Genomic DNA, 21,532 nt, shown 5'->3' on the forward strand with positions numbered 1-21,532 from the left:
GGAAACTTATGGAAATATATACTGCTCGTTCTCGCTATCGTCAAGAAGGCGTTACCTGGGTTTGGTACCGTAACGATGAAGAAGAAATTCATACGGATCTCCAACTCAGCGAAGTTTTTAGACTAATACGACGAGAACTAGAAAAATTTGTGGACGAAGGAATTCTCACAAAAGAACAAGCCTTTGATCTCTCAAATGATTGGCTCGCTTATGACGAGTTTGTGGAAGGACTGATGTATGGATGATTGGAACCATTCGAATCCTACAAAACGGACAGTCTAAAGAGCTGGCTCAGGTAGATCTTATTCGCTTTAATGAGGAGGCTATCAGACAACGCTTGGTTGAAAAAGGCTATTCTTATGATAGTCAATTAGTTATCACTGAAATTGTTGATTGGGGAGTAACCACAAATTTAACTTTTCAGGAAATTGAATTACTAAAGCTCTGTCTCGAAGGGTTATACGATAATGACGAATACATCATTGTTTACCTCTTAAAGCGTCACTGGAAAGTGAAAGACATTGTGACGGTTTATTACCGCTTTGCAAGTCAGAATGAGGTAGAAGCCCTGTGCGAACTTCTAAAAGACTATGACAATAACGAGGTTATTCACATCTTCTATCAAAACAACAATTGGGTCAACTGTATACAGAAGTATCTCTCTTCTGGTGAATTGCTCAATACACCCAAAGGGTTTTACAAACGAATCTTACCAAACTAATAGGAGGTCATGATGACACAAGGAAAACTAGAAAAAGATATTCTATCAGCGATAGCTGAATTTTCAACACTACTAACCAGTTACAAATTTGATGAAGCTTGGACAGTTGCTGGACGGCTTAACGGTCTATTGAAGACTGAAGAAGTCATCCAACTCCCAGCAGATCAACTGGATAGTATCCGAACCGAACTAAAAGGTTATTATGCCACAAATAATGAGATTAATAGCTTACATAAACGTTTGGTTGCTAAGGGGCATAAGCTCTTAGAACTATCTCAACAGTAAGGAGGTCTAATGGAAATAGAAATGCTGAGACAAGATACAGGTGAGTTTAGAGCTCGCCTGTCTTATTTTGTCAAAGAGTTCTTAACAGAAAATGCCACCCAGATAGACAAAATGGTCAAAGGTGAAGTCTTCCAAAAAAGAAAGGAAATCACCATTGAACAGGAAGCTCAATATTATGATATGACCTTTATCTTCCGAAAAGGTGGTTTGATTAAGAAATCAACTCTAGAAGTCATTGTTAATGGTGCAATGACAGCTAAGATATTAATTTAAGAAAGGAGTTCAATGAAAAACATAAAACCAACTTTCCTGAAACGACGAAAACCAAAACAAAAGATTGAAATGAAACAGGTTGATCAAAAATGGATGAATCGATTATTTCTAGGAGGCTTAATAGCCATTGTTGTGCTTGCAACACTTTCTATTATTGTAAGCCTAACTCGCTCTAACAAGCCTCAAACAATCATTCAGGAAGTTTCAAAAGATACGACAACAACTGACTACCACCTTCAATACTACCTTAACGATTATGTTAAAGCGTACTTCAATTTGTCTGAGGACAATGCAATTCAGCTAGATGAAATTGAAAAGCTCAATAGCTTCTATGATAGTGTTCCAGAAACAAGAAACCAAGGACATACCAAATCACCTTCATCCCTTGTCAGTGCTCGTTTATTAAGTATTAAGGACAATACAGCTACCTATCAAGTGACATACTCTGTAGGTAAGGGAGATGATGTTAAAGAAATAACAACTGGTTTTGCGATTCCTTTTGGGGTCAAAGAAAACCAATACTATATTTCTGGCTTGCCTTGGTTCATCCCTCTCACGGAGCAACAAGCCACAGGTTTTGCTACTCAAGACAAATTGAAATTAATTGATGATACAGAAACAGAAAGTGAGAAAAAAGAGGATTTGGACAGCTTTCTAAACCTCTTCTTCACTAACTATACAACTAATCAAGAAAATCTAGACTTGTTAGCTAAAGACATCTCAGCACTAGAAAACACAACGTACAAAAGTTTGGATTATTCTTACTACAAAAGTGATGGCAAAAAAGTAATGGCCTTTGCACAAGTCACGTTTGAAATTGCTGGTAACACCCACAGTGAAAACTTCACTTTATCGCTTCAACCAAAAGATGAGTCCTACTTTGTTCAATCTTTAAAACACACTATTCCTAAAAACTACACAAAAACTAACACAACTAAAGGAGAAACTAAATGACATTACAAAATCTTTTTCAATGGTTCGTAACAAACATCGGAATCTGGATTGTTGCAGGTTTCGCAGGTTGGAAATTTATCGAGGCCGTTCGTGATCAACGTATTGGACGGGCCATCATGGCAATTGGTATTGGAGGAGCTACTGTTTACTTTCTAAATAATCCTACAACTGTCCTTAATAGCGTTTCAGACATCATGGCTCAGATCTTTGGATAGGAGGTAATATGAGTGACCAATTAAAGGATAAACAGCTCTATTCCTATAAGCAAGCTCTCAGTCAACCCTACTGGATTCAAAAAATAAATGATGATTTCTCACTGCAATCACCAATAAAATTTTCGCGCATTGTCTATACTGTAACAATTTTTAGTCTCCTATTTTTCCCATCAGAAAAGGTATTAGCCTTTCTTCCGATGGGACTGAGACTAACAGTGTCAGCTCTAATTGCCTGGGGATTATCAGAGACACTAGCTAATCTTATTATTGATGGTAAAACCTTTATCGTTTATCTTTGGGACTATTTTAAATACTACTTCCAGTATGGCATGAGATACGATACTGTCTACCTCAATAAAGGATTGCTTTATAAGCGTCCCCAAAATATAACAAAACGAAAGGAGACCAATGAATTATCAAAATAATATCTGGGATATTAAAGACAATCTCATTCTTCGAAAGGATGGTTCAGTATTTGCTATTTATCAGATACCTTCTAAAGTGATTAATTCTGTTGATGGTAAAACCAAAGAAAAACATAAAGATTTAATCTACACAGCCCTTAGCCATTTAAGAAGTTATCATGATTTTGAGATTCGGATGATTCCTATGGATTTAGACCTTTACAGTCGTTATCAAAAACTAGCGCTTGATATTGATTGGGAATCACAAGTTGGAGACTTAGCCGACTATGTCTTAAACAAAACGATTGACTATCTGGAAACAGATATTGGCCAACTTTATGAATATCAATATTTTCTTTTGGTACCTTTAAAATCTTTGACTGTTTCAATGGATCTCAAATCAGTGGTTTATGAAGGTTATCGTTCTTCCAGAAACTTAGTACTAAACACCCTCGGCATTGGCGAGACCGTACCAAGTAATTGGCAAGAATCTTATCAAGGTCAAAAAGAAATCCTTGAGAACAATCTATCCCTTCTAAATGCTCGACCACTCTCCACTAATGAAAATATCTTCATCCAACGTCACCAATTTCTAAGAGGTCAGCTTTATCAGAAAGACACTGAAATAATGCGAATTACTAACTCTATAGAAAATCTTGATGAGACCAACATTGAGTTTGAACATATCAATATCCTCAAGTTAAACAATCTAGGAGAAAGTTCTTATGTCGCTTTTTTGCCAATCAACAGTCTGCCTGAGAATATGTCTTACTTACACCTTCAAGAAGAGTTACAAGCACTTCGCTTTCCGGTTGAGTCGGATTTTAAAATTCAATTCTCTTTACCTAAAGGCGTCTTCTCACTGTTAGGAAAGGCAAAGCGTGCAAGACAACGACTAAAAAACACTATCTCAGAAGCAGAGGAAGTTGAGGACGTTCAAAAAGGGTCTGTCATTAAGAGTAAATTCCTCTTAGAAGACCTACAAGGAAAATTTGATAAGAACGAACCATTAGTAACTTATTTACACACTCTAACAATCACTGCTTCTACTTTAGATGAGTTGAGAGCCAAATACGACCTTCTCTATGCGACTTTAAACCAACTTTCTGTTGAAGTTGTTCGGGCAAATGCAGATCAAGTCTATCTGTTTTATAAGAATCGAATGACTGAAACTTTATCCAGTGAAGATAGAAACTTCCTCCAGGCGATGTCCTTGGAAGCTTTTTGCGAAAATCTTTTCTTTATGACAAAGAAGGTAGGTACAGATATTGGGTTTTCTATTGGGCGTATCGACAACCAAATCGATTCCTGGCAAGGAGATTACAAAAAAGCTATTGAAGCCTCTTCAATACCTGTCTTTACAAACCTTCTTCAAGCCAATAAATTAGGAGTCAAAGATAAGTCTACAAATAACCCACATGTAGCCATCATCGGTGAAACAGGTACAGGAAAGTCCTTCTTGACCAAATTACTATTCACATATCATTCATTTCTAAAAACGAAAATCCTCTACATTGATCCCAAAGCAGAAATGCGGAAACAATATGAAAAAGTTCTAAAAGAACATGAGGAATCAGGCGATTTTGAAGAACTTCAGAATTACATCAAATCGATTAACTTTATTACTTTGGATGCTCGCTATGATAAGAACCACGGTGTCTTAGATCCAATTGTCTTTCTAAAAGGTCAAGAGGCTCGTGACCTAGCAGACTCTATGATCGATACCCTTCTAGGCAAAGACAATAGCTTACGAATCCGAAATGCTTATTTAAAGAGTTTGGATAAATACCTTGCCAAACGGGAACGTGGCGAAAAGGTTGGCATGATTCATGTCTTTAAGGACCTAATGAAACATGATGACAAATCTGTTCAAGAGGCTGGGGATTTCCTCTTAACAGCAGTCAATCAATCTATTCTAGCGCTTGGATTCTCAAATGGTCAAAATGAGGCTATTTCAGTTGATTCAAAAATTACAATCTTAGAAATCAATGGCCTTAACCTACCTAATGATAAATCCAATATTGAACTAACGCCTGATGATAAGAAAAGCCTAACAATTATGTACGCTTTAGGGTATTACTGTACCAAATTTGGAAAGCAAGATCGAACAGTTGAAACGATTGAGTTTTTCGATGAAGCATGGTTTTTCAATTCAACTACAGTTGGAAAACAAATTCTAAAACGGATGAAACGTGTTGGCCGATCTGAAAACAACTTCCTAGTATTTATCACCCAATCCGTCCATGACTTATCTAGTGAAGAAGATGGTACTGGTTTTGGTTCTGTCTTTGCTTTCTTAGAGGACACTGAAATTGATGCAGTGTTAGAGTATCTAAAGATACCGAAAAACACTACAACATCTGAATGGCTAGGCAATATGACCATGGCTCAATGTATTTTTCTAGATACCTTTGGTCGAAAAGAACGAATTACGGTTGATGGCATGTTCCCTGAAATCACCCAACTCTTTGATACTGTCGAAACAAAGTTGAAGGCTATTTAAATTTATGATAGACTACAATCATCTAATACTAAATATAAAAGGAGTTTACCTTTATGGACACACAAGAATTGCTAGATAATCTTCAAGATGAACTCTACAACCTAGAAATTCGTATTTCTAAGAATGTTTTCAAGGGTGAGACCCCTTCTGAATTAAAGAAATTTGTAGCAGATTTCCTGAAAATTTGTGAACAAAAAGAGTTTGATGTTGCTTTTGAGGTAATCGAGTCGATGTCTTCCCACACTCTTTTATTAGAACAAACACCTCTAGCGTCAGTTGAGTATGTTTCAACATCTATTAAATCATTTTATGAAGATTTCATAGAGCCTACTAAAATTGAATTATATGGATAACTAACTTATTTGCACCTTCATACAAGGTGCTTTTTTATTTTAACTAGAAAGGAGTACAATGAATCCAAAAAGAATAAAACCTATTATTTTTCTATCGACTATCTTAACCTCGCTTGTTACAGGAATAAGTGTATTTGCTTCTGAAATTGATTACCAGTATGTCAAAGAGAATCTGTCACAAATTACTAGTAAAGTTTGGTTCAAAGATTCTTGGTTCGGTTTAGACACAACAATGCTATATCTTATTAACAAACTGGTCCAATCAGTCTTTTGGCTAGCTAAATTCTTCTTCACCATCTTTTCGTCTGTCTATGAAAAATTGGTTTACTCTGCTGAACTTTTTGCAACTTATGTATCAGATATCATCACAGCAACGGCTTCTATTTTTTCAAGTTTACAAGGAGCGATGTTACCGTTTATTGGTGCAAGTATGGCACTATATTTATCCTATGTTTATTTTGTTAAACACGGTTCTTTCTTTAGAACGTTGATTCGACTCTTATTGGTCTTTACTTGTGGTATACTCTTCTTTTCAAAATATAGTGATGGATCTTATGTTGTTTCTCGCTTTTACACGAATACAGCTTCTATCACGACAAACTTATCATCTACAGTTACTAAAAGTTTAAATGGGACAGCCATAGATGCACCTAATACAGATGGTGCACTAACTGAATACTCAAAGTCTGCTATTTGGGTACCCTATACCTACATGAATTCAGATACTTCAGGAACTGACGGAAAGTTTAAATTGTCCGAAGAGCAACTTAAAAGCTTAGTCGCATATAACGATGGCGATGATGATTATAAAGTCAGTGATGGATCTGAAGAAACTAAAATTTCTGAGATGGCAGGCAGTGAAAAAGAACCTAAGAATAACATGTTAAAATCCAATTGGGGTGCTATGTTCTCATACGCCTTTGTAGCGGTTTTAGAGGCTTTACTAATGGGACTTATCTTAGTTTTCTTTGCAATTATGCAATTTATTCTGAATATCGCTATTCTGATACTATTAGTCTTTACACCATTTACCTTAATCTTTTCAATGATTCCAACCTTTGAAAATATTCTCTTCAATATCATTAAAAAGCTTGGAGGAACAATCGTCCTAAGTGGATTAATGACATTTATTGCAACCATTGCTCTTTACTTCAATAGTGTCCTTACTGCTATCACAACAGCTATTGGCTTTGACAATATGATTGTTGGTTATGTTTTAAAAGCTATTGTCTTGGTTATCCTTTGGAAAAAGCGGAATTACTTCCTTTCTATTTTAACAGCAGATCGTATTCGCCATATCTCAAATCGTTTCACTCAGCGTGTTGATCAGGCTGGACGAAAGATACAAGAGAATACTTTAGGCAGAGTTCAGAAGAACTCTCAGGCCAAATTAGCAGTTGCAGGCAGTGTTCTAGCCGGTTCTACGACACTTGCTAAACAAGCAATCAAAACGAAATCAAGACAAGTTGCTGGTACTGCGTATCAATCCTCATCTAAAGCCATTTCAGACTCTCTAGCGCATTCTAAAGCTAGACGTGCTGAGTCCTTAGGGGAAAGCTATGCAGTTACGTTTAAAGAAGAAAAAGCGAATCAAGCTCACCGATCTGAACAAGTTTCAAGTGCAGTCCTAAATGTCAAAAAAGGCCTTAAAAATGCAGAGCATGGTATCTACTATGCCAAGTCCATTTCAACAGGCGATAATCGTGATAAAGTGAAAGCAAGTGAAGCTAAAAACCGTTCAGATGAGTTAGGTCAAGCGATTCAAATTAAACGAGAGAGAGTCTCTCAATTGAGACAATCTGCTTATAATCAGAAGTCTAAAGAAAGGCTTCAAGCACAGCGTCTAAACAGACAGAATAGGCCTCAGAGCCAATTTAAAACCTATCTTGAAAAAGAGTCCGCCATCAAGGAACAACTCGCTCAGATAAAACCTAGAAGCTTTAGAAAGCAGGAGGTTTAATTATGAAGTGGTTTGTTAAACGTTTTGGCTGTCTTACTCTATTACTAGCACCACTATTAGCGGTGCTTTTTCTTTTTATAGGTGCTGGTTCAACTTCAAACAGTGGGTCAGCTTCCACTCTAGACGGAGTTCAGTATGTAGACCATTGGTCAAATGGTGATGCCTATACTCACAACATTTTAATCCATCGATATGGTATTACTGCCGAACAACTTGATGGATTTCTAGATTCAACTGGAATTGCCTATGACAAAACCCGTATCAACGGTAAAAAACTTTTAGAGTGGTCTAATAAATCAGGACTAGATGTTCGTGCTATAGTTGCTATCGCTCAGATGGAAAGTTCATTTGGGACTGCTGGTGTAGCAACTAAACCTGGAGCTAATATGTTTGGTTATGGAGCCTTTGACTCAAATCCTGACAATGCTTCAAACTATAATGATGAAACAGCGGTTGTTGCATTAACAAGAGTATCCATTATTAATAATCGTAATGAGACCTTTAAAATCCAAGATGAAAAAGCAAAGAAAAATGCCAATGGTACTGTGAACGTCGCTAGAGACGGAGGGGTATATTTTACGGACACCTCTGGTTCTGGAAAAGGACGTGCTGAGGTGATGGAAAAATTAGATAAATGGATAGATGAACATGGTGGAACTCCAGAACCACCTAAAACGTCTGGTTCAAGAACTGAAGGTGGAGTAACTTCTGGTAATATCCCTGCTGGTTATAGTCTTACTAAAGCGATTGATAGTTCATCCTATATCACGAGTTCATACCCTTGGGGGCAGTGCACTTGGTTTGTTTGGAATCGAGGACGAGAACTCGGAATTACTTTTGATCCATACATGGGAAACGGTGGGGATTGGAAATACAAACCAGGCTATCAGACCACTAGAACACCAACCAAACATTCAGCAATCTGCTTTTCACCTGGTGAAGGCGGTTCTCATCCGTATTATGGACACATCGCCTTTGTGGAGCAAGTCAAGCCTGACGGTTCAATATTAATCTCTGAATCAAATGTTCAAGGTCTGGGGGTTATCTCGTATCGAGTCTTTGATGCACAAACAGCTAAACAATTCACTTATGTGATTGGGAAATAAAATTAGAAAGGAACTAATATGCTAAAAATAAAATATGTACCTGTGGAAAACTGTGAAGCAGAATGGGGAGATAAAATGGCTTTAATAAAACGATTTGAAGGATTAAAATTAAAAACCCTTGGATTATACTATCATCATCCAAATATTTTTCATATTCATAATCTCCTAGAAAGCAAGCTTAGAAATGGGCTTGTTTTCATTTTTAATGCAAAGGAGAGAAAAGATGATAATAACAATAAATAAAGATGATTTAATACTTCTTGGATTTACTGAAGGAACCTCAAAACAAATAATTCGAAAAGGAAAAAAACTGCTCGTCGAAAGAGGCTTTGTAGTATATAAAAACAAGCGCATTGGAACAATACCTGCAACGATTGTATCTGAATTACTTGGTATTGAAATACAAGATAGTAAGCTCAGAAAGGGGTAGGCAATGGTAATACGAAAAAGGAATAATGGAAGTTGGGATGTTGATGTTAGTAATGGATATGATCCGATAACATTAAAGCAACGAAGAATCATCCGTAAAGGATATAAAACAAAAAAAGAAGCTATCGAGGCAGAAACCTTTCTACGAACTGTAGAATTAAAAAACAATAAATACGGTACTAAAGCTACAATCCCATTACTATATAATCTCCTTAAAGAAGAAGATGTTATAAATCAACGAAAAATTAGCTATATAAACACGCAGGAAAATAACTATAACAAACACATTAAAGATTACTTTTCAAAATTAAATAATGTGGGAAAATTAACATACGAAGATATTTATGAATTCAGAGAACACTTAAGAAAAAAAAGAGCTAAAAACTCAGAAAAAAAATTAAGTACAAATACTATCAATAAAATCATGATTTTACTTAAAAAAATACTTGATGTAGGAATTAGAAAAGGCTACTACACTCAAAATCCAGTAAATCAATTAAAGAAACTACCAATTGTAAAGCCACAAATAAAATACTGGACTATACAAGAGTTCCATCAATTTCTCAAACTATTTACAGTAGAGGAGTACCATTTAAAACTGCTTTTCACAGTATTGTACTTTACAGGTATGAGGCTAGGAGAAGCACTTGCATTAACCTGGGAAGATATTGATTTAAATATAAATACAATCTTTGTAACCAAGTCAATTTATACAAAAGATAAAGTAAGTCATATTAGCACTACAAAAACTAGAGCAGGAACCAGAAGAATCATCCTTAACAAGAAGCTAATCACTGAACTAGAAACTTGGAAAGAAAAACAATTTAATCTATTAAAGGCATTTACAAAAGAGCCATTGAAACTAAAAATTTTTCAAAACAGTCCAGTAATACTTACAAAAGATAGTATAGAAAAGCAATATAAAAAAATCTTGAGTCGAGATAGGCAACTAAAAAAAATAAGAATACATGATTTTCGACACTCCCACGCATCCCTTTTAATAAACCAAGGTGAGGATTATCATATAGTAAAAGAACGTTTAGGACATGCTTCAATTACAACAACAATTGATACCTACTCACACTTGTATCCAAGTAAACAGAAAGACTTGGCAGAAAAATTAGATGATTTATTGTAGAAAATACAAGGCATTAGATGTACATATATAATTAGGAAGAAATTTTAAGTAACTCTGGCCAACAATTCTATAGGAAAAAATAAAAGACAAGGCTTAGAAACCTTGTCTTTTAAACTATACCGGCGGCCGGGGTCGAACCGGCACGTCCTTGCGGACACTGGATTTTGAGTCCAGCGCGTCTGCCAATTCCGCCACGCCGGCATATAGTTAAACTGGGGTAGCTGGATTCGAACCAACGCATGAGGGAGTCAAAGTCCCTTGCCTTACCGCTTGGCTATACCCCAATAACAAAATAGGCGAGTGAGGGGAATCGAACCCCCGAATGTCAGAGCCACAATCTGATGTGTTAACCACTTCACCACACCCGCCATAGAACACGGGCAGTAGGAATTGAACCCACACTGAAGGTTTTGGAGACCTTAGTTCTACCTTTAAACTATGCCCGTAAAGGTATGGAGAGAGAGGGATTCGAACCCCCGAACCCGAAGGAGCGGATTTACAGTCCGCCGCGTTTAGCCTCTTCGCTATCTCTCCAAAATATTAAGTTAATGGCGCGAGACGGAATCGAACCGCCGACACATGGAGCTTCAATCCATTGCTCTACCAACTGAGCTACCGAGCCATAATCCATAATATAAATAGAATTGCGGGAGCAGGATTTGAACCTACGACCTTCGGGTTATGAGCCCGACGAGCTACCTAGCTGCTCCATCCCGCGATAATAAGTAAAGGAGGATGTGGGATTCGAACCCACGCACGCTTTTACACGCCTGACGGTTTTCAAGACCGTTCCCTTCAGCCGGACTTGGGTAATCCTCCACATTATAGTCCGTACGGGATTCGAACCCGTGTTACCGCCGTGAAAAGGCGGTGTCTTAACCCCTTGACCAACGGACCATAAATAAAGACTTCTCTTTACTCCGCCAACAGGGCTCGAACCTGTGACATCATGATTAACAGTCATGCGCTCTACCAACTGAGCTATGGCGGAATATAGCTAAGCGACTACCGTATCTAACAGGGGGCAACCCCCAACTACTTCAGGCGTTCTAGGGCTTAACTGCTGTGTTCGGCATGGGTACAGGTGTATCTCCTAGGCTATCGTCACTTAACTACTGAGTCTTGTCAACTCAAAATTGAATATCTATATTCTAACAAGAAAAACCAACGCTGTCAATATTGACTCGTGAGTATTTGTACTCGAACTAAAAAGCTACTGATTTAGATAAATCATACGCTTTTCTTTACGTTCTCTTTACTTATTCTTGGATAAGTCCTCGAGCGATTAGTATTGGTCCGCTACATGTGTCGCCACACTTACACTTCCAACCTATCTACCTGATCTTCTCTCAGGGCTCTTACTAACTTAATGTTATGGGAAATCTCATCTTGAGGTGGGCTTCACACTTAGATGCTTTCAGCGTTTATCCCTTCCCTACATAGCTACCCAGCGATGCCTCTGGCGAGACAACTGGTACACCAGCGGTAAGTCCACTCTGGTCCTCTCGTACTAGGAGCAGATCCTCTCAAATTTCCTACGCCCGCGACGGATAGGGACCGAACTGTCTCACGACGTTCTGAACCCAGCTCGCGTGCCGCTTTAATGGGCGAACAGCCCAACCCTTGGGACCGACTACAGCCCCAGGATGCGACGAGCCGACATCGAGGTGCCAAACCTCCCCGTCGATGTGAACTCTTGGGGAGATAAGCCTGTTATCCCCAGGGTAGCTTTTATCCGTTGAGCGATGGCCCTTCCATACGGAACCACCGGATCACTAAGCCCGACTTTCGTCCCTGCTCGAGTTGTAGCTCTCGCAGTCAAGCTCCCTTATACCTTTACACTCTGCGAATGATTTCCAACCATTCTGAGGGAACCTTTGGGCGCCTCCGTTACCTTTTAGGAGGCGACCGCCCCAGTCAAACTGCCCGTCAGACACTGTCTCCGTAGATGATTAACCTACCGGGTTAGAGTAGCCATAACACAAGGGTAGTATCCCAACAGCGCCTCAATCGAAACTGGCGTCCCGATTTCATAGGCTCCTACCTATCCTGTACATGTGGTACAGATACTCAATATCAAACTGCAGTAAAGCTCCATGGGGTCTTTCCGTCCTGTCGCGGGTAACCTGCATCTTCACAGGTACTAAAATTTCACCGAGTCTCTCGTTGAGACAGTGCCCAAATCATTACGCCTTTCGTGCGGGTCGGAACTTACCCGACAAGGAATTTCGCTACCTTAGGACCGTTATAGTTACGGCCGCCGTTTACTGGGGCTTCAATTCAGATCTTCGCTTACGCTAAACCCTCCTCTTAACCTTCCAGCACCGGGCAGGCGTCACCCCCTATACATCATCTTACGATTTAGCAGAGAGCTGTGTTTTTGATAAACAGTTGCTTGGGCCTATTCACTGCGGCTGACTAAAAGTCAGCACCCCTTCTCCCGAAGTTACGGGGTCATTTTGCCGAGTTCCTTAACGAGAGTTCTCTCGCTCACCTGAGGCTACTCGCCTCGACTACCTGTGTCGGTTTGCGGTACGGGTAGTGTATACTTATCGCTAGAAGCTTTTCTTGGCAGTGTGACGTCACTAACTTCGCTACTTAATTTCGCTCCCCATCACAGCTCAATGTTACAGATACAAGCATTTGACTCATATCACACCTCACTGCTTAGACGGGCTCTTCCATTCGCCCGCTTTAGTTAGCCTACTGCGTCCCTCCATCACTATATACACTAGTACAGGAATATCAACCTGTTGTCCATCGGATACACCTTTCGGTCTCTCCTTAGGTCCCGACTAACCCAGGGCGGACGAGCCTTCCCCTGGAAACCTTAGTCTTACGGTGGATGGGATTCTCACCCATCTTGCGCTACTCATACCGGCATTCTCACTTCTATGCGTTCCAGCACTCCTCACGGTATACCTTCTTCACACATAGAACGCTCTCCTACCATAACACTTTCGTGTTATCCACAGCTTCGGTAAATTGTTTTAGCCCCGGTACATTTTCGGCGCAGGGTCACTCGACTAGTGAGCTATTACGCACTCTTTGAATGAATAGCTGCTTCTAAGCTAACATCCTAGTTGTCTGTGCAACCCCACATCCTTTTCCACTTAACAATTATTTTGGGACCTTAGCTGGTGGTCTGGGCTGTTTCCCTTTCGACTACGGATCTTAGCACTCGCAGTCTGACTGCCGACCATAAATCATTGGCATTCGGAGTTTATCTGAAATCAGTAAACCGAGATGGCCCCCTCATCCAAACAGTGCTCTACCTCCAAGATTCTCAATGTCGACGCTAGCCCTAAAGCTATTTCGGAGAGAACCAGCTATCTCCAAGTTCGTTTGGAATTTCTCCGCTACCCACAAGTCATCCAAGCACTTTTCAACGTGCCCTGGTTCGGTCCTCCAGTGCGTCTTACCGCACCTTCAACCTGCTCATGGGTAGGTCACATGGTTTCGGGTCTACGACATAATACTAATCCGCCCTATTAAGACTCGGTTTCCCTACGGCTCCGTCTCTTCAACTTAACCTCGCATCATATCGTAACTCGCCGGTTCATTCTACAAAAGGCACGCTCTCACCCATTAACGGGCTCGAACTTGTTGTAGGCACACGGTTTCAGGTTCTATTTCACTCCCCTTCCGGGGTTCTTTTCACCTTTCCCTCACGGTACTGGTTCACTATCGGTCACTAGAGAGTATTTAGGGTTGGGAGATGGTCCTCCCAGATTCCGACGAGATTTCGCGTGTCTCGCCGTACTCAGGATACTGCTAGGTATAAAGACTATTTCAAATACGAGGCTGTTACTCTCTTTGGCCTACCTTCCCAGGTAGTTCTTCTATACTCTTTAAGTCCACTTTGCAGTCCTACAACCCCGAGGAGTAAACTCCTCGGTTTGCCCTCCTGCCGTTTCGCTCGCCGCTACTAAGGCAATCGCTTTTGCTTTCTCTTCCTGCAGCTACTTAGATGTTTCAGTTCACTGCGTCTTCCTCTTCACTACCTTAACAGTAGTGAGTGACAGGCTTTACCTGCCGGGTTCCCCCATTCGGACACCCCTGGATCATTGCTTACTTACAGCTCCCCAAGGCATTTCGTCGTTAGTCACGTCCTTCTTCGGCTTCTAGTGCCAAGGCATCCACCGTGCGCCCTTATTAACTTAACCTTATTAACCTAATTTTTTCAAAAATTAGAAAACTCATTAAATATTCACAGCGTTTTCGGTTTATTTTCTTGTTACTATTTCTTTATGTATCTTTTCAAATACATAAGGATTGTTTGATAGATATTCAATTTTCAATGGACAAGTTTAGGATATGAACGACGGTCGCTTCTGCGAAACTTCTGTAGAAAATTAGGAATCTGACAATGTGTGTCTTGCACACAAGGAAGATGATCTATTTTCCTAAGAAGTTAGTCGTGAATTCAACTTCACTGTTATTCAGTTTAGTAGGATTTCTATCCTAATGGAGCCTAGCGGGATCGAACCGCTGACCTCCTGCGTGCAAAGCAGGCGCTCTCCCAGCTGAGCTAAGGCCCCACATTTGTGGTCTTTTCTTAACAAAACCTCTCAAAATTAAAGAAGACTAACGTACAGGTTCCTTTTCCTTAGAAAGGAGGTGATCCAGCCGCACCTTCCGATACGGCTACCTTGTTACGACTTCACCCCAATCATCTATCCCACCTTAGGCGGCTGGCTCCAAATGGTTACCTCACCGACTTCGGGTGTTACAAACTCTCGTGGTGTGACGGGCGGTGTGTACAAGGCCCGGGAACGTATTCACCGCGGCGTGCTGATCCGCGATTACTAGCGATTCCGACTTCATGTAGGCGAGTTGCAGCCTACAATCCGAACTGAGACTGGCTTTAAGAGATTAGCTTGTCGTCACCGACTTGCGACTCGTTGTACCAGCCATTGTAGCACGTGTGTAGCCCAGGTCATAAGGGGCATGATGATTTGACGTCATCCCCACCTTCCTCCGGTTTATTACCGGCAGTCTCGCTAGAGTGCCCAACTGAATGATGGCAACTAACAATAGGGGTTGCGCTCGTTGCGGGACTTAACCCAACATCTCACGACACGAGCTGACGACAACCATGCACCACCTGTCTCCAGTGTTCCGAAGAAAAATCCTATCTCTAGGACGGTCACTGGGATGTCAAGACCTGGTAAGGTTCTTCGCGTTGCTTCGAATTAAACCACATGCTCCACCGCTTGTGCGGGCCCCCGTCAATTCCTTTGAGTTTCAACCTTGCGGTCGTACTCCCCAGGCGGAGTGCTTAATGCGTTAGCTGCGGCACTGAGTCCCGGAAAGGACCCAACACCTAGCACTCATCGTTTACGGCGTGGACTACCAGGGTATCTAATCCTGTTCGCTCCCCACGCTTTCGAGCCTCAGCGTCAGTTACAGACCAGAGAGCCGCTTTCGCCACCGGTGTTCCTCCATATATCTACGCATTTCACCGCTACACATGGAATTCCACTCTCCCCTTCTGCACTCAAGTTTGACAGTTTCCAAAGCATACTATGGTTAAGCCACAGCCTTTTACTTCAGACTTATCAAACCGCCTGCGCTCGCTTTACGCCCAATAAATCCGGACAACGCTCGGGACCTACGTATTACCGCGGCTGCTGGCACGTAGTTAGCCGTCCCTTTCTGGTAAGTTACCGTCACTGTGTGAATTTTCCACTCTCACACACGTTCTTCTCTTACAACAGAGCTTTACGATCCGAAAACCTTCTTCACTCACGCGGCGTTGCTCGGTCAGGGTTCCCCCCATTGCCGAAGATTCCCTACTGCTGCCTCCCGTAGGAGTCTGGGCCGTGTCTCAGTCCCAGTGTGGCCGATCACCCTCTCAGGTCGGCTATGTATCGATGCCTTGGTGAGCCGTTACCCCACCAACTAGCTAATACAACGCAGGTCCATCTCATAGTGAAGCAATTGCTCCTTTCAAGCATTTACCATGTGATAAATACTGTTATGCGGTATTAGCTATCGTTTCCAATAGTTATCCCCCGCTATGAGGTAGGTTACCTACGCGTTACTCACCCGTTCGCGACTCATGATTAATGGTGGAGCAAGCTCCGGTATCAATCATGCGTTCCACTTGCATGTATTAGGCACGCCGCCAGCGTTCGTCCTGAGCCAGGATCAAACTCTCATTAAAAGTTTTGATTCAAACTCAAGCTATTGCTAGCTTTCCGTTTTATTGTTTTTTGTTTTGTCATTGACGATTTATCCTTAGATAAATCACCCTGCACGTTTGGTTCGTCTTCTTTAATTTTCAAAGGTCTTGTCGTTGTCACGTCCTTGCGACAACTATATTAGTATATCACTTCTTCAAGGTCTTGTCAATACTTTTTTGAAACTTTTTTTCGTTCCCTTTGTATCGATCGCCCTCAAGAGACAACTCAATTATTCTATCATCTTCACTTACTATTGTCAACTGCTTTTTTAAACCTTTTTTCGTTTTTTTAAGCTGACTAGTCTTGCGAGACAACTCAATTATTCTATCAAATCTTATCCATCATTGTCAAGTAGTTTTTCCTGTTTTTTTCACTTTTTTATTTTTAAAAGTTCTATAATGAAGTTAGCCACCTCCCCTTGTTCAAAAATATTTGTTTCACCATCTTTGAGTAAGCCGGTAATTTCATTTGATAACAGGCTTGAAGCTGTTAGGCTAAGTAGCCAAAGCTAATAGTAGCCTTGGTTTAGCTGACAAAACAGGTTCAAGGGTTCCTGTTGTCAAATGAAATCCAATTTAAGGCAAAAGAAAACACCTCTGTGCTATACTTGTTGTTCACCACAAACACACGGAAGGGCACAGAGATGCAAGAACAGTATACACCAAAAGGCAAACATTTGACAATGGATAACCGTCGCCTGATTGAACGATGAAGAATGAAAATATATCCAATCGTGAAATTGCAGGGTTGCTTGGAAAGGCTCCTCAGACGATTAATAATGAAGTAAAACGTGGGACAACTTTACAACAAGTGCGAAAAGGGCTGTATAAAAAAGCCTATTCTGCCGACTATGCACAAACGGTATACCAAACTAATCGAAAACGATCGGTAAAAAAGATAATCCTAACGAAAGAATTGAAAGAGAAAATATTATACTATACTAAGCAAAAATTTTCTCCTGAAATGATGGTTAAGAAGAAGAAAATAAAAGTGGGTATTTCAACCATTTACTTTTGGTTTCATAATCGCCATTTAGGATTGACGAAGTTGATACCAATTCATTCTCACAAAACTACAGACTGTGCAGGTATCCCGCACTGATGGTAATCTTTATAGTTTAGCAAATTCTCACATCTCTGCTGCATCTGGTACAGAATTTTGTCATTTAAGCGAATTGTTTCCTGAAGAATGTATTTGCTGCAACAGCTACCCCCTTCATGGGAAAGACGGAGTATATTAGATCAGTGGACGTTTTTAGGTCAAAATATAAAGACTAAAGAGTGATGAATAATTCTTAATCTATAGATTCTGAGATGGGACTCTAAAGAAATTTAAAAGTTGATCAGGTAGCCTTAAATACCCACACATTTTGCTCTCTCTACTTTTTGGAAGTTTACTTCAAATGTTTTAGCTGAATTGCTTTGCACAAAAAACACAACGTTTATGCTTTCTTCATCCTAATTGACATTGAGCAAGCATAAAACGTCACTTCAGGTATAGTTTTATAGAAAGAAAAACGCCTGCTTACGAAATTATTCTACTTTAGAATAATTTCGTAAACAAGCGTCCAATCAATATGATGAGTGTTACCGCCGAGACAGGCTCGGCGGTAGACCAGAGCTAGACTAAGAACCCACATGGAATTCCATCATCATAACACTCAACAAAATTGATGATCTTATACAAGTTCGATAATTGCCATTGGGGCAGCATCGCCACGACGTGGTTCAGTTTTTAGAATACGAGTGTATCCACCGTTGCGTTCAGCATAACGAGGTGCGATTTCTGAGAACAATTTTTGAAGTGCAGTTGTAGAAGTATACTTATCTGTTGCTTCATCATAGTTTTCAGATGCAATTTCATTACGAACAAATGCAGCAGCCTGACGACGAGCGTGCAAGTCACCACGTTTACCAAGTGTGATCATTTTTTCAACTGTTTTACGGATTTCTTTAGCACGAGCTTCAGTTGTAACGATTGATTCGTTGATCAAAAGGTCAGTTGTCAAATCGCGCAACATTGCTTTACGTTGTGAGCTAGTGCGTCCTAGTTTACGGTATGCCATGATTTCCTCCTATATTATTTATCTTTTTTCAATCCCAGACCAAGATCTGCCAATTTAACTTTGACTTCTTCAAGACTCTTACGGCCAAGATTGCGCACTTTCATCATTTCTGGTTCAGTCTTCTCTGTCAAATCAAATACAGTGTTGATACCTGCACGTTTAAGACAGTTATATGAGCGAACAGAAAGGTCCAATTCCTCAATCGTACGATCAAGCATGCGATCATCCGATGCAGTCTCTGTTTCTTTCATCACTTCTGCTGACTTTGCAACTTCAGTCAAATCAGTAAATAGACCAAGGTGTTCCATCAAAATACGTGCAGAAAGACCTAGAGCATCTTCTGGAATAATAGTACCATTAGTATTGATTTCAAGTGTTAATTTGTCAAAACCATCGTTGCTACCAACACGGGCCGGTTCAACTTGATAATTGACTTTTTTTACTGGCGTATAGATAGAATCTACAGCAAGTGTACCTACTGGCGCGTCATCTTTTTTATTACTTTCTGCAGGGACATAACCACGACCTGAATTGACTGTCAAAATCGCTTTAAATGTTTTACCTTCAGCAATAGTAAATAGATAATGGTCAGGGTTTACAATTTCTATATCACTATCTGTAAGAATGTCACCTGCTGTCACTTCAGCTGGACCTACTACATCAAGTTCAATTTTCTTTTCGTCTTCGACATAAGATTTTACAGCAATGCCTTTGATGTTAAGAATGATTTGCATAACATCTTCACGGACACCCGGAACTGTGTCGAATTCGTGGAGTACACCATCAATTTTAATTGATGTAATTGCAGCACCTGGGAGTGATGCAAGAAGTACACGACGAAGAGAGTTACCAAGAGTTGTACCGTAACCACGTTCTAATGGCTCGATTACAAATCTGCCGTAATCTTTATTTTCATCAATTTTTGTTATTGTTGGTTTTTCAAACTCAATCATTTCTTACTCCCTCTTAAACGAAAAGCTGTGTATGGTATGTATGATTATACACGGCGACGTTTTGGAGGACGAGCACCATTGTGTGGTACAGGAGTCACATCACGAATTGCTGTTACTTCAAGACCAGCGGCAGCAAGAGCGCGGATAGCAGACTCACGACCTGAACCTGGGCCTTTAACGGTAACTTCAACTGTTTTTAGACCGTGTTCTTGTGCAGATTTAGCAGCTGCTTCTGAAGCCATTTGGGCTGCGAATGGTGTAGATTTACGTGAACCTTTAAAACCAAGAGCACCAGCTGATGACCAAGCAATAGCGTTACCATGCACATCAGTAATCATAACAATTGTGTTATTAAATGTAGCGTGAATATGTGCAATACCAGATTCGATATTCTTTTTCACACGACGTTTACGTGTTGGTTTAGCCAATTTTTCTACCTCCTATATTATTTTTTCTTACCTGCAATCGCAACGGCTTTACCTTTACGAGTACGAGCATTGTTTTTAGTGTTTTGTCCACGGACAGGAAGTCCACGACGGTGACGGATTCCACGGTATGAACCGATTTCCATCAAACGTTTAATGTTCAAGTTAACTTCACGACGGAGGTCACCTTCAACTTTGATTGCATCAACTTCACGACGAATAGCATCTTCTTGATCTGATGTCAAATCTTTCACGCGTACATCTTCTGAAATGCCTGCAGCTGCAAGAATTTTTTTAGATGTTGCAAGACCGATACCATAAACATAAGTCAATGAAATAACTACACGTTTGTCATTTGGAATGTCAACTCCAGCAATACGAGCCATGTTTTCTCCTTTCTATTTCTTAACCTTGACGTTGCTTGTGTTTAGGGTTTGCTGGGCAAATCACCATAACACGACCATTACGACGAATAACTTTGCAGTATTCGCAAATTGGTTTGACCGATGGTCTTACTTTCATGTTTAATCCCTCCAAGTATTTCGACTATTTAAAGCGGTATGTGATACGTCCACGTGTCAAGTCGTAAGGACTAAGCTCAACAGTTACGCGGTCACCGACCAAAATACGGATGTAGTTTTTACGGATTTTACCAGAAACAGTTGCAAGGACTTGGTGTCCGTTTTCCAACTCAACAGTAAACATAGCATTTGGCATTGTATCGACTACTTTGCCTTCAATTTCAATCACATCTTCTTTTGCCATGCAAAAGTAACCCCTCTCTAAATATCGATTTGATGTCCTCTGAACACAGAGGTAACAATTATAAGTCAGACTAGGCTATTTTATCATCTTTGCAAGAAAAACGCAAGCCAAATCCATTAGATTATTGCAATTTTGATAATACAGTATCAATTGCTTGGAAAACAAGTTCGATGTCTTGATCGCCTTCAACATCATGAACCAAACCTTTTGCACGATAATGGTCGATAATTGGCTGACCTTGGGCAATGTTTACTTCTAAACGGCGCTTAACAGACTCTGGTTTGTCATCTTCACGTTGATAAAAATCTTCTTCCTTATAGTCTCCAACAGGTGGGTTGAATACCTTATGGAACGTTTCCCCAGTTTCTTTATGAATGATACGTCCACTGAGACGTTCTACAAGTTTAGAAGGATCAATTTCAATATTGATAACTCCCTGCAGCTCAATATCTAACTCATCTAGGTTTGTATCAAGCGCATATGCTTGTTCAATTGTTCGTGGGTATCCATCTAATAAGAAACCTTTTTCTTTGATATCATTCTGAGCTAAACGCTCTTTCACAATACCATTTGTAACCTCATCAGGCACAAGTTCGCCTTTGTCAATATATGACTTAGCTAATTTGCCCATTTCAGTTTGATTAGCCATTGCTGCGCGAAACATGTCGCCAGTTGAAATGTGAGCAACATTAAATTTCTCAACAATCTTAGCTGCTTGTGTTCCTTTACCAGCACCTGGTAAACCCATAATTAAAAGATTCATGACAAACTCCTTATTTTGTTTTCACATAAATT

General features: G+C 40.2%; 20 protein-coding genes, 11 tRNA genes, 3 rRNA genes and 2 pseudogenes. 15 read left to right on the forward strand and 21 right to left on the reverse strand.

The window, feature by feature from the left end; translation table 11 throughout:
• Positions 1-8 precede the first annotated feature (8 nt).
• The 14 genes and pseudogenes from D2A30_09915 (at position 9) to D2A30_09980 (ending at position 10,341) form a co-directional block, all read left to right on the forward strand.
• Positions 9-245 (forward strand): hypothetical protein, encoded by a 237-nt coding sequence (locus D2A30_09915; protein ID ULL21849.1) that lies wholly within the window; start codon positions 9-11, stop codon positions 243-245.
• Positions 242-721, forward strand: a complete 480-nt coding sequence (locus tag D2A30_09920) for a hypothetical protein (protein ID ULL21850.1) — start codon at positions 242-244, stop codon at positions 719-721. The genes D2A30_09915 and D2A30_09920 overlap by 4 nt, the downstream gene beginning before the upstream one ends.
• A gap of 12 nt (positions 722-733) precedes the next feature.
• Positions 734-1,006, forward strand: a complete 273-nt coding sequence (locus tag D2A30_09925) for a hypothetical protein (GenBank protein ULL21851.1) — start codon at positions 734-736, stop codon at positions 1,004-1,006.
• Positions 1,007-1,015: 9 nt separating this feature from the next.
• Positions 1,016-1,279 carry a hypothetical protein gene (locus D2A30_09930; protein ULL21852.1) on the forward strand — a complete coding sequence of 88 codons (264 nt, stop codon included), beginning with the start codon at positions 1,016-1,018 and terminating at the stop codon, positions 1,277-1,279.
• A gap of 12 nt (positions 1,280-1,291) precedes the next feature.
• Entirely contained in the window at positions 1,292-2,233 is a 942-nt protein-coding gene (locus D2A30_09935) for a conjugal transfer protein (GenBank protein ID ULL21853.1), read from the forward strand.
• Complete coding sequence (locus D2A30_09940) at positions 2,230-2,448, forward strand: hypothetical protein (protein ULL21854.1); 219 nt, start codon at positions 2,230-2,232, stop codon at positions 2,446-2,448. The genes D2A30_09935 and D2A30_09940 overlap by 4 nt, the downstream gene beginning before the upstream one ends.
• An 8-nt stretch (positions 2,449-2,456) precedes the next feature.
• A complete protein-coding gene (locus D2A30_09945; protein ID ULL21855.1) occupies positions 2,457-2,873 on the forward strand; it encodes a conjugal transfer protein in 417 nt (138 codons plus the stop codon).
• Complete coding sequence (locus D2A30_09950; protein ULL21856.1) at positions 2,857-5,355, forward strand: DUF87 domain-containing protein; 2,499 nt, start codon at positions 2,857-2,859, stop codon at positions 5,353-5,355. Before D2A30_09945 ends, D2A30_09950 begins: the two co-directional genes overlap by 17 nt.
• 53 nt (positions 5,356-5,408) lie before the next feature.
• Positions 5,409-5,708: a hypothetical protein gene (locus tag D2A30_09955; GenBank protein ULL21857.1), complete on the forward strand. Its 300-nt coding sequence runs from the start codon at positions 5,409-5,411 to the stop codon at positions 5,706-5,708.
• A 58-nt stretch (positions 5,709-5,766) separates the two neighbouring features.
• Positions 5,767-7,668: a hypothetical protein gene (locus D2A30_09960; GenBank protein ULL21858.1), complete on the forward strand. Its 1,902-nt coding sequence runs from the start codon at positions 5,767-5,769 to the stop codon at positions 7,666-7,668.
• Between the two features lie 2 nt (positions 7,669-7,670).
• Positions 7,671-8,774, forward strand: a complete 1,104-nt coding sequence (locus D2A30_09965; GenBank protein ID ULL21859.1) for a CHAP domain-containing protein — start codon at positions 7,671-7,673, stop codon at positions 8,772-8,774.
• A gap of 18 nt (positions 8,775-8,792) precedes the next feature.
• Positions 8,793-8,894: pseudogene (locus tag D2A30_09970) on the forward strand (DNA-binding protein).
• A 103-nt stretch (positions 8,895-8,997) separates the two neighbouring features.
• Complete coding sequence (locus D2A30_09975) at positions 8,998-9,204, forward strand: DUF3173 domain-containing protein (protein ULL21860.1); 207 nt, start codon at positions 8,998-9,000, stop codon at positions 9,202-9,204.
• A gap of 3 nt (positions 9,205-9,207) precedes the next feature.
• Positions 9,208-10,341, forward strand: coding sequence for a site-specific integrase (locus D2A30_09980; protein ID ULL21861.1), 1,134 nt, complete (start codon positions 9,208-9,210; stop codon positions 10,339-10,341).
• 117 nt (positions 10,342-10,458) lie between these two features.
• On the opposite strand, the gene D2A30_09985 is transcribed toward D2A30_09980, so the two are convergent.
• From D2A30_09985 to D2A30_10050, 14 genes are all read right to left on the reverse strand, one after another.
• Positions 10,459-10,542: transfer RNA gene (locus D2A30_09985), tRNA-Leu, on the reverse strand.
• An 11-nt stretch (positions 10,543-10,553) separates the two neighbouring features.
• Positions 10,554-10,625: transfer RNA gene (locus tag D2A30_09990), tRNA-Gln, on the reverse strand.
• 11 nt (positions 10,626-10,636) lie between these two features.
• Positions 10,637-10,709 (reverse strand) — tRNA-His (locus tag D2A30_09995).
• Positions 10,710-10,716: 7 nt separating this feature from the next.
• Positions 10,717-10,787 (reverse strand) — tRNA-Trp (locus D2A30_10000).
• 7 nt (positions 10,788-10,794) lie between these two features.
• Positions 10,795-10,875 (reverse strand) — tRNA-Tyr (locus tag D2A30_10005).
• A gap of 15 nt (positions 10,876-10,890) precedes the next feature.
• A tRNA-Phe gene (locus D2A30_10010) sits at positions 10,891-10,963 on the reverse strand.
• 22 nt (positions 10,964-10,985) lie between these two features.
• A tRNA-Met gene (locus D2A30_10015) sits at positions 10,986-11,059 on the reverse strand.
• Positions 11,060-11,070: 11 nt separating this feature from the next.
• A tRNA-Ser gene (locus D2A30_10020) sits at positions 11,071-11,160 on the reverse strand.
• A 6-nt stretch (positions 11,161-11,166) separates the two neighbouring features.
• Positions 11,167-11,238: transfer RNA gene (locus tag D2A30_10025), tRNA-Glu, on the reverse strand.
• 21 nt (positions 11,239-11,259) lie between these two features.
• Positions 11,260-11,332 (reverse strand) — tRNA-Asn (locus tag D2A30_10030).
• Positions 11,333-11,337: 5 nt separating this feature from the next.
• Positions 11,338-11,453, reverse strand: a 5S ribosomal RNA gene (rrf, locus tag D2A30_10035).
• A 152-nt stretch (positions 11,454-11,605) separates the two neighbouring features.
• Positions 11,606-14,508: ribosomal RNA gene (locus D2A30_10040) — 23S ribosomal RNA — on the reverse strand.
• 301 nt (positions 14,509-14,809) lie between these two features.
• Positions 14,810-14,882, reverse strand: a tRNA-Ala gene (locus D2A30_10045).
• A 64-nt stretch (positions 14,883-14,946) separates the two neighbouring features.
• A 16S ribosomal RNA gene (locus D2A30_10050) occupies positions 14,947-16,509 on the reverse strand.
• The 16S, 23S and 5S rRNA genes sit together here with 11 tRNA genes alongside, the layout of an rRNA operon.
• 663 nt (positions 16,510-17,172) lie before the next feature.
• Here D2A30_10050 and D2A30_10055 point away from each other — a divergent pair.
• Positions 17,173-17,576 (forward strand): annotated as a pseudogene (locus tag D2A30_10055) (IS30 family transposase).
• 631 nt (positions 17,577-18,207) lie between these two features.
• Here D2A30_10055 and D2A30_10060 read toward each other — a convergent pair.
• From D2A30_10060 to D2A30_10090, 7 genes are all read right to left on the reverse strand, one after another.
• Positions 18,208-18,594, reverse strand: a complete 387-nt coding sequence (locus tag D2A30_10060) for a 50S ribosomal protein L17 (GenBank protein ULL21862.1) — start codon at positions 18,592-18,594, stop codon at positions 18,208-18,210.
• Between the two features lie 14 nt (positions 18,595-18,608).
• Positions 18,609-19,547, reverse strand: a complete 939-nt coding sequence (locus D2A30_10065; GenBank protein ID ULL21863.1) for a DNA-directed RNA polymerase subunit alpha — start codon at positions 19,545-19,547, stop codon at positions 18,609-18,611.
• A gap of 44 nt (positions 19,548-19,591) precedes the next feature.
• Positions 19,592-19,975 (reverse strand): 30S ribosomal protein S11, encoded by a 384-nt coding sequence (locus D2A30_10070; protein ID ULL21864.1) that lies wholly within the window; start codon positions 19,973-19,975, stop codon positions 19,592-19,594.
• A gap of 17 nt (positions 19,976-19,992) precedes the next feature.
• Complete coding sequence (locus D2A30_10075; GenBank protein ULL21865.1) at positions 19,993-20,358, reverse strand: 30S ribosomal protein S13; 366 nt, start codon at positions 20,356-20,358, stop codon at positions 19,993-19,995.
• Between the two features lie 19 nt (positions 20,359-20,377).
• Positions 20,378-20,494, reverse strand: coding sequence for a 50S ribosomal protein L36 (locus tag D2A30_10080; protein ID ULL21866.1), 117 nt, complete (start codon positions 20,492-20,494; stop codon positions 20,378-20,380).
• Positions 20,495-20,518: 24 nt separating this feature from the next.
• Positions 20,519-20,737: a translation initiation factor IF-1 gene (locus D2A30_10085; protein ID ULL21867.1), complete on the reverse strand. Its 219-nt coding sequence runs from the start codon at positions 20,735-20,737 to the stop codon at positions 20,519-20,521.
• Positions 20,738-20,858: 121 nt separating this feature from the next.
• Positions 20,859-21,500, reverse strand: coding sequence for an adenylate kinase (locus D2A30_10090; GenBank protein ID ULL21868.1), 642 nt, complete (start codon positions 21,498-21,500; stop codon positions 20,859-20,861).
• Positions 21,501-21,532 lie beyond the last annotated feature (32 nt).

Source organism: Streptococcus suis (assembly GCA_022354845.1).
In the GTDB taxonomy this organism is placed as follows: Bacteria; Bacillota; Bacilli; order Lactobacillales; family Streptococcaceae; genus Streptococcus; species Streptococcus suis_AA.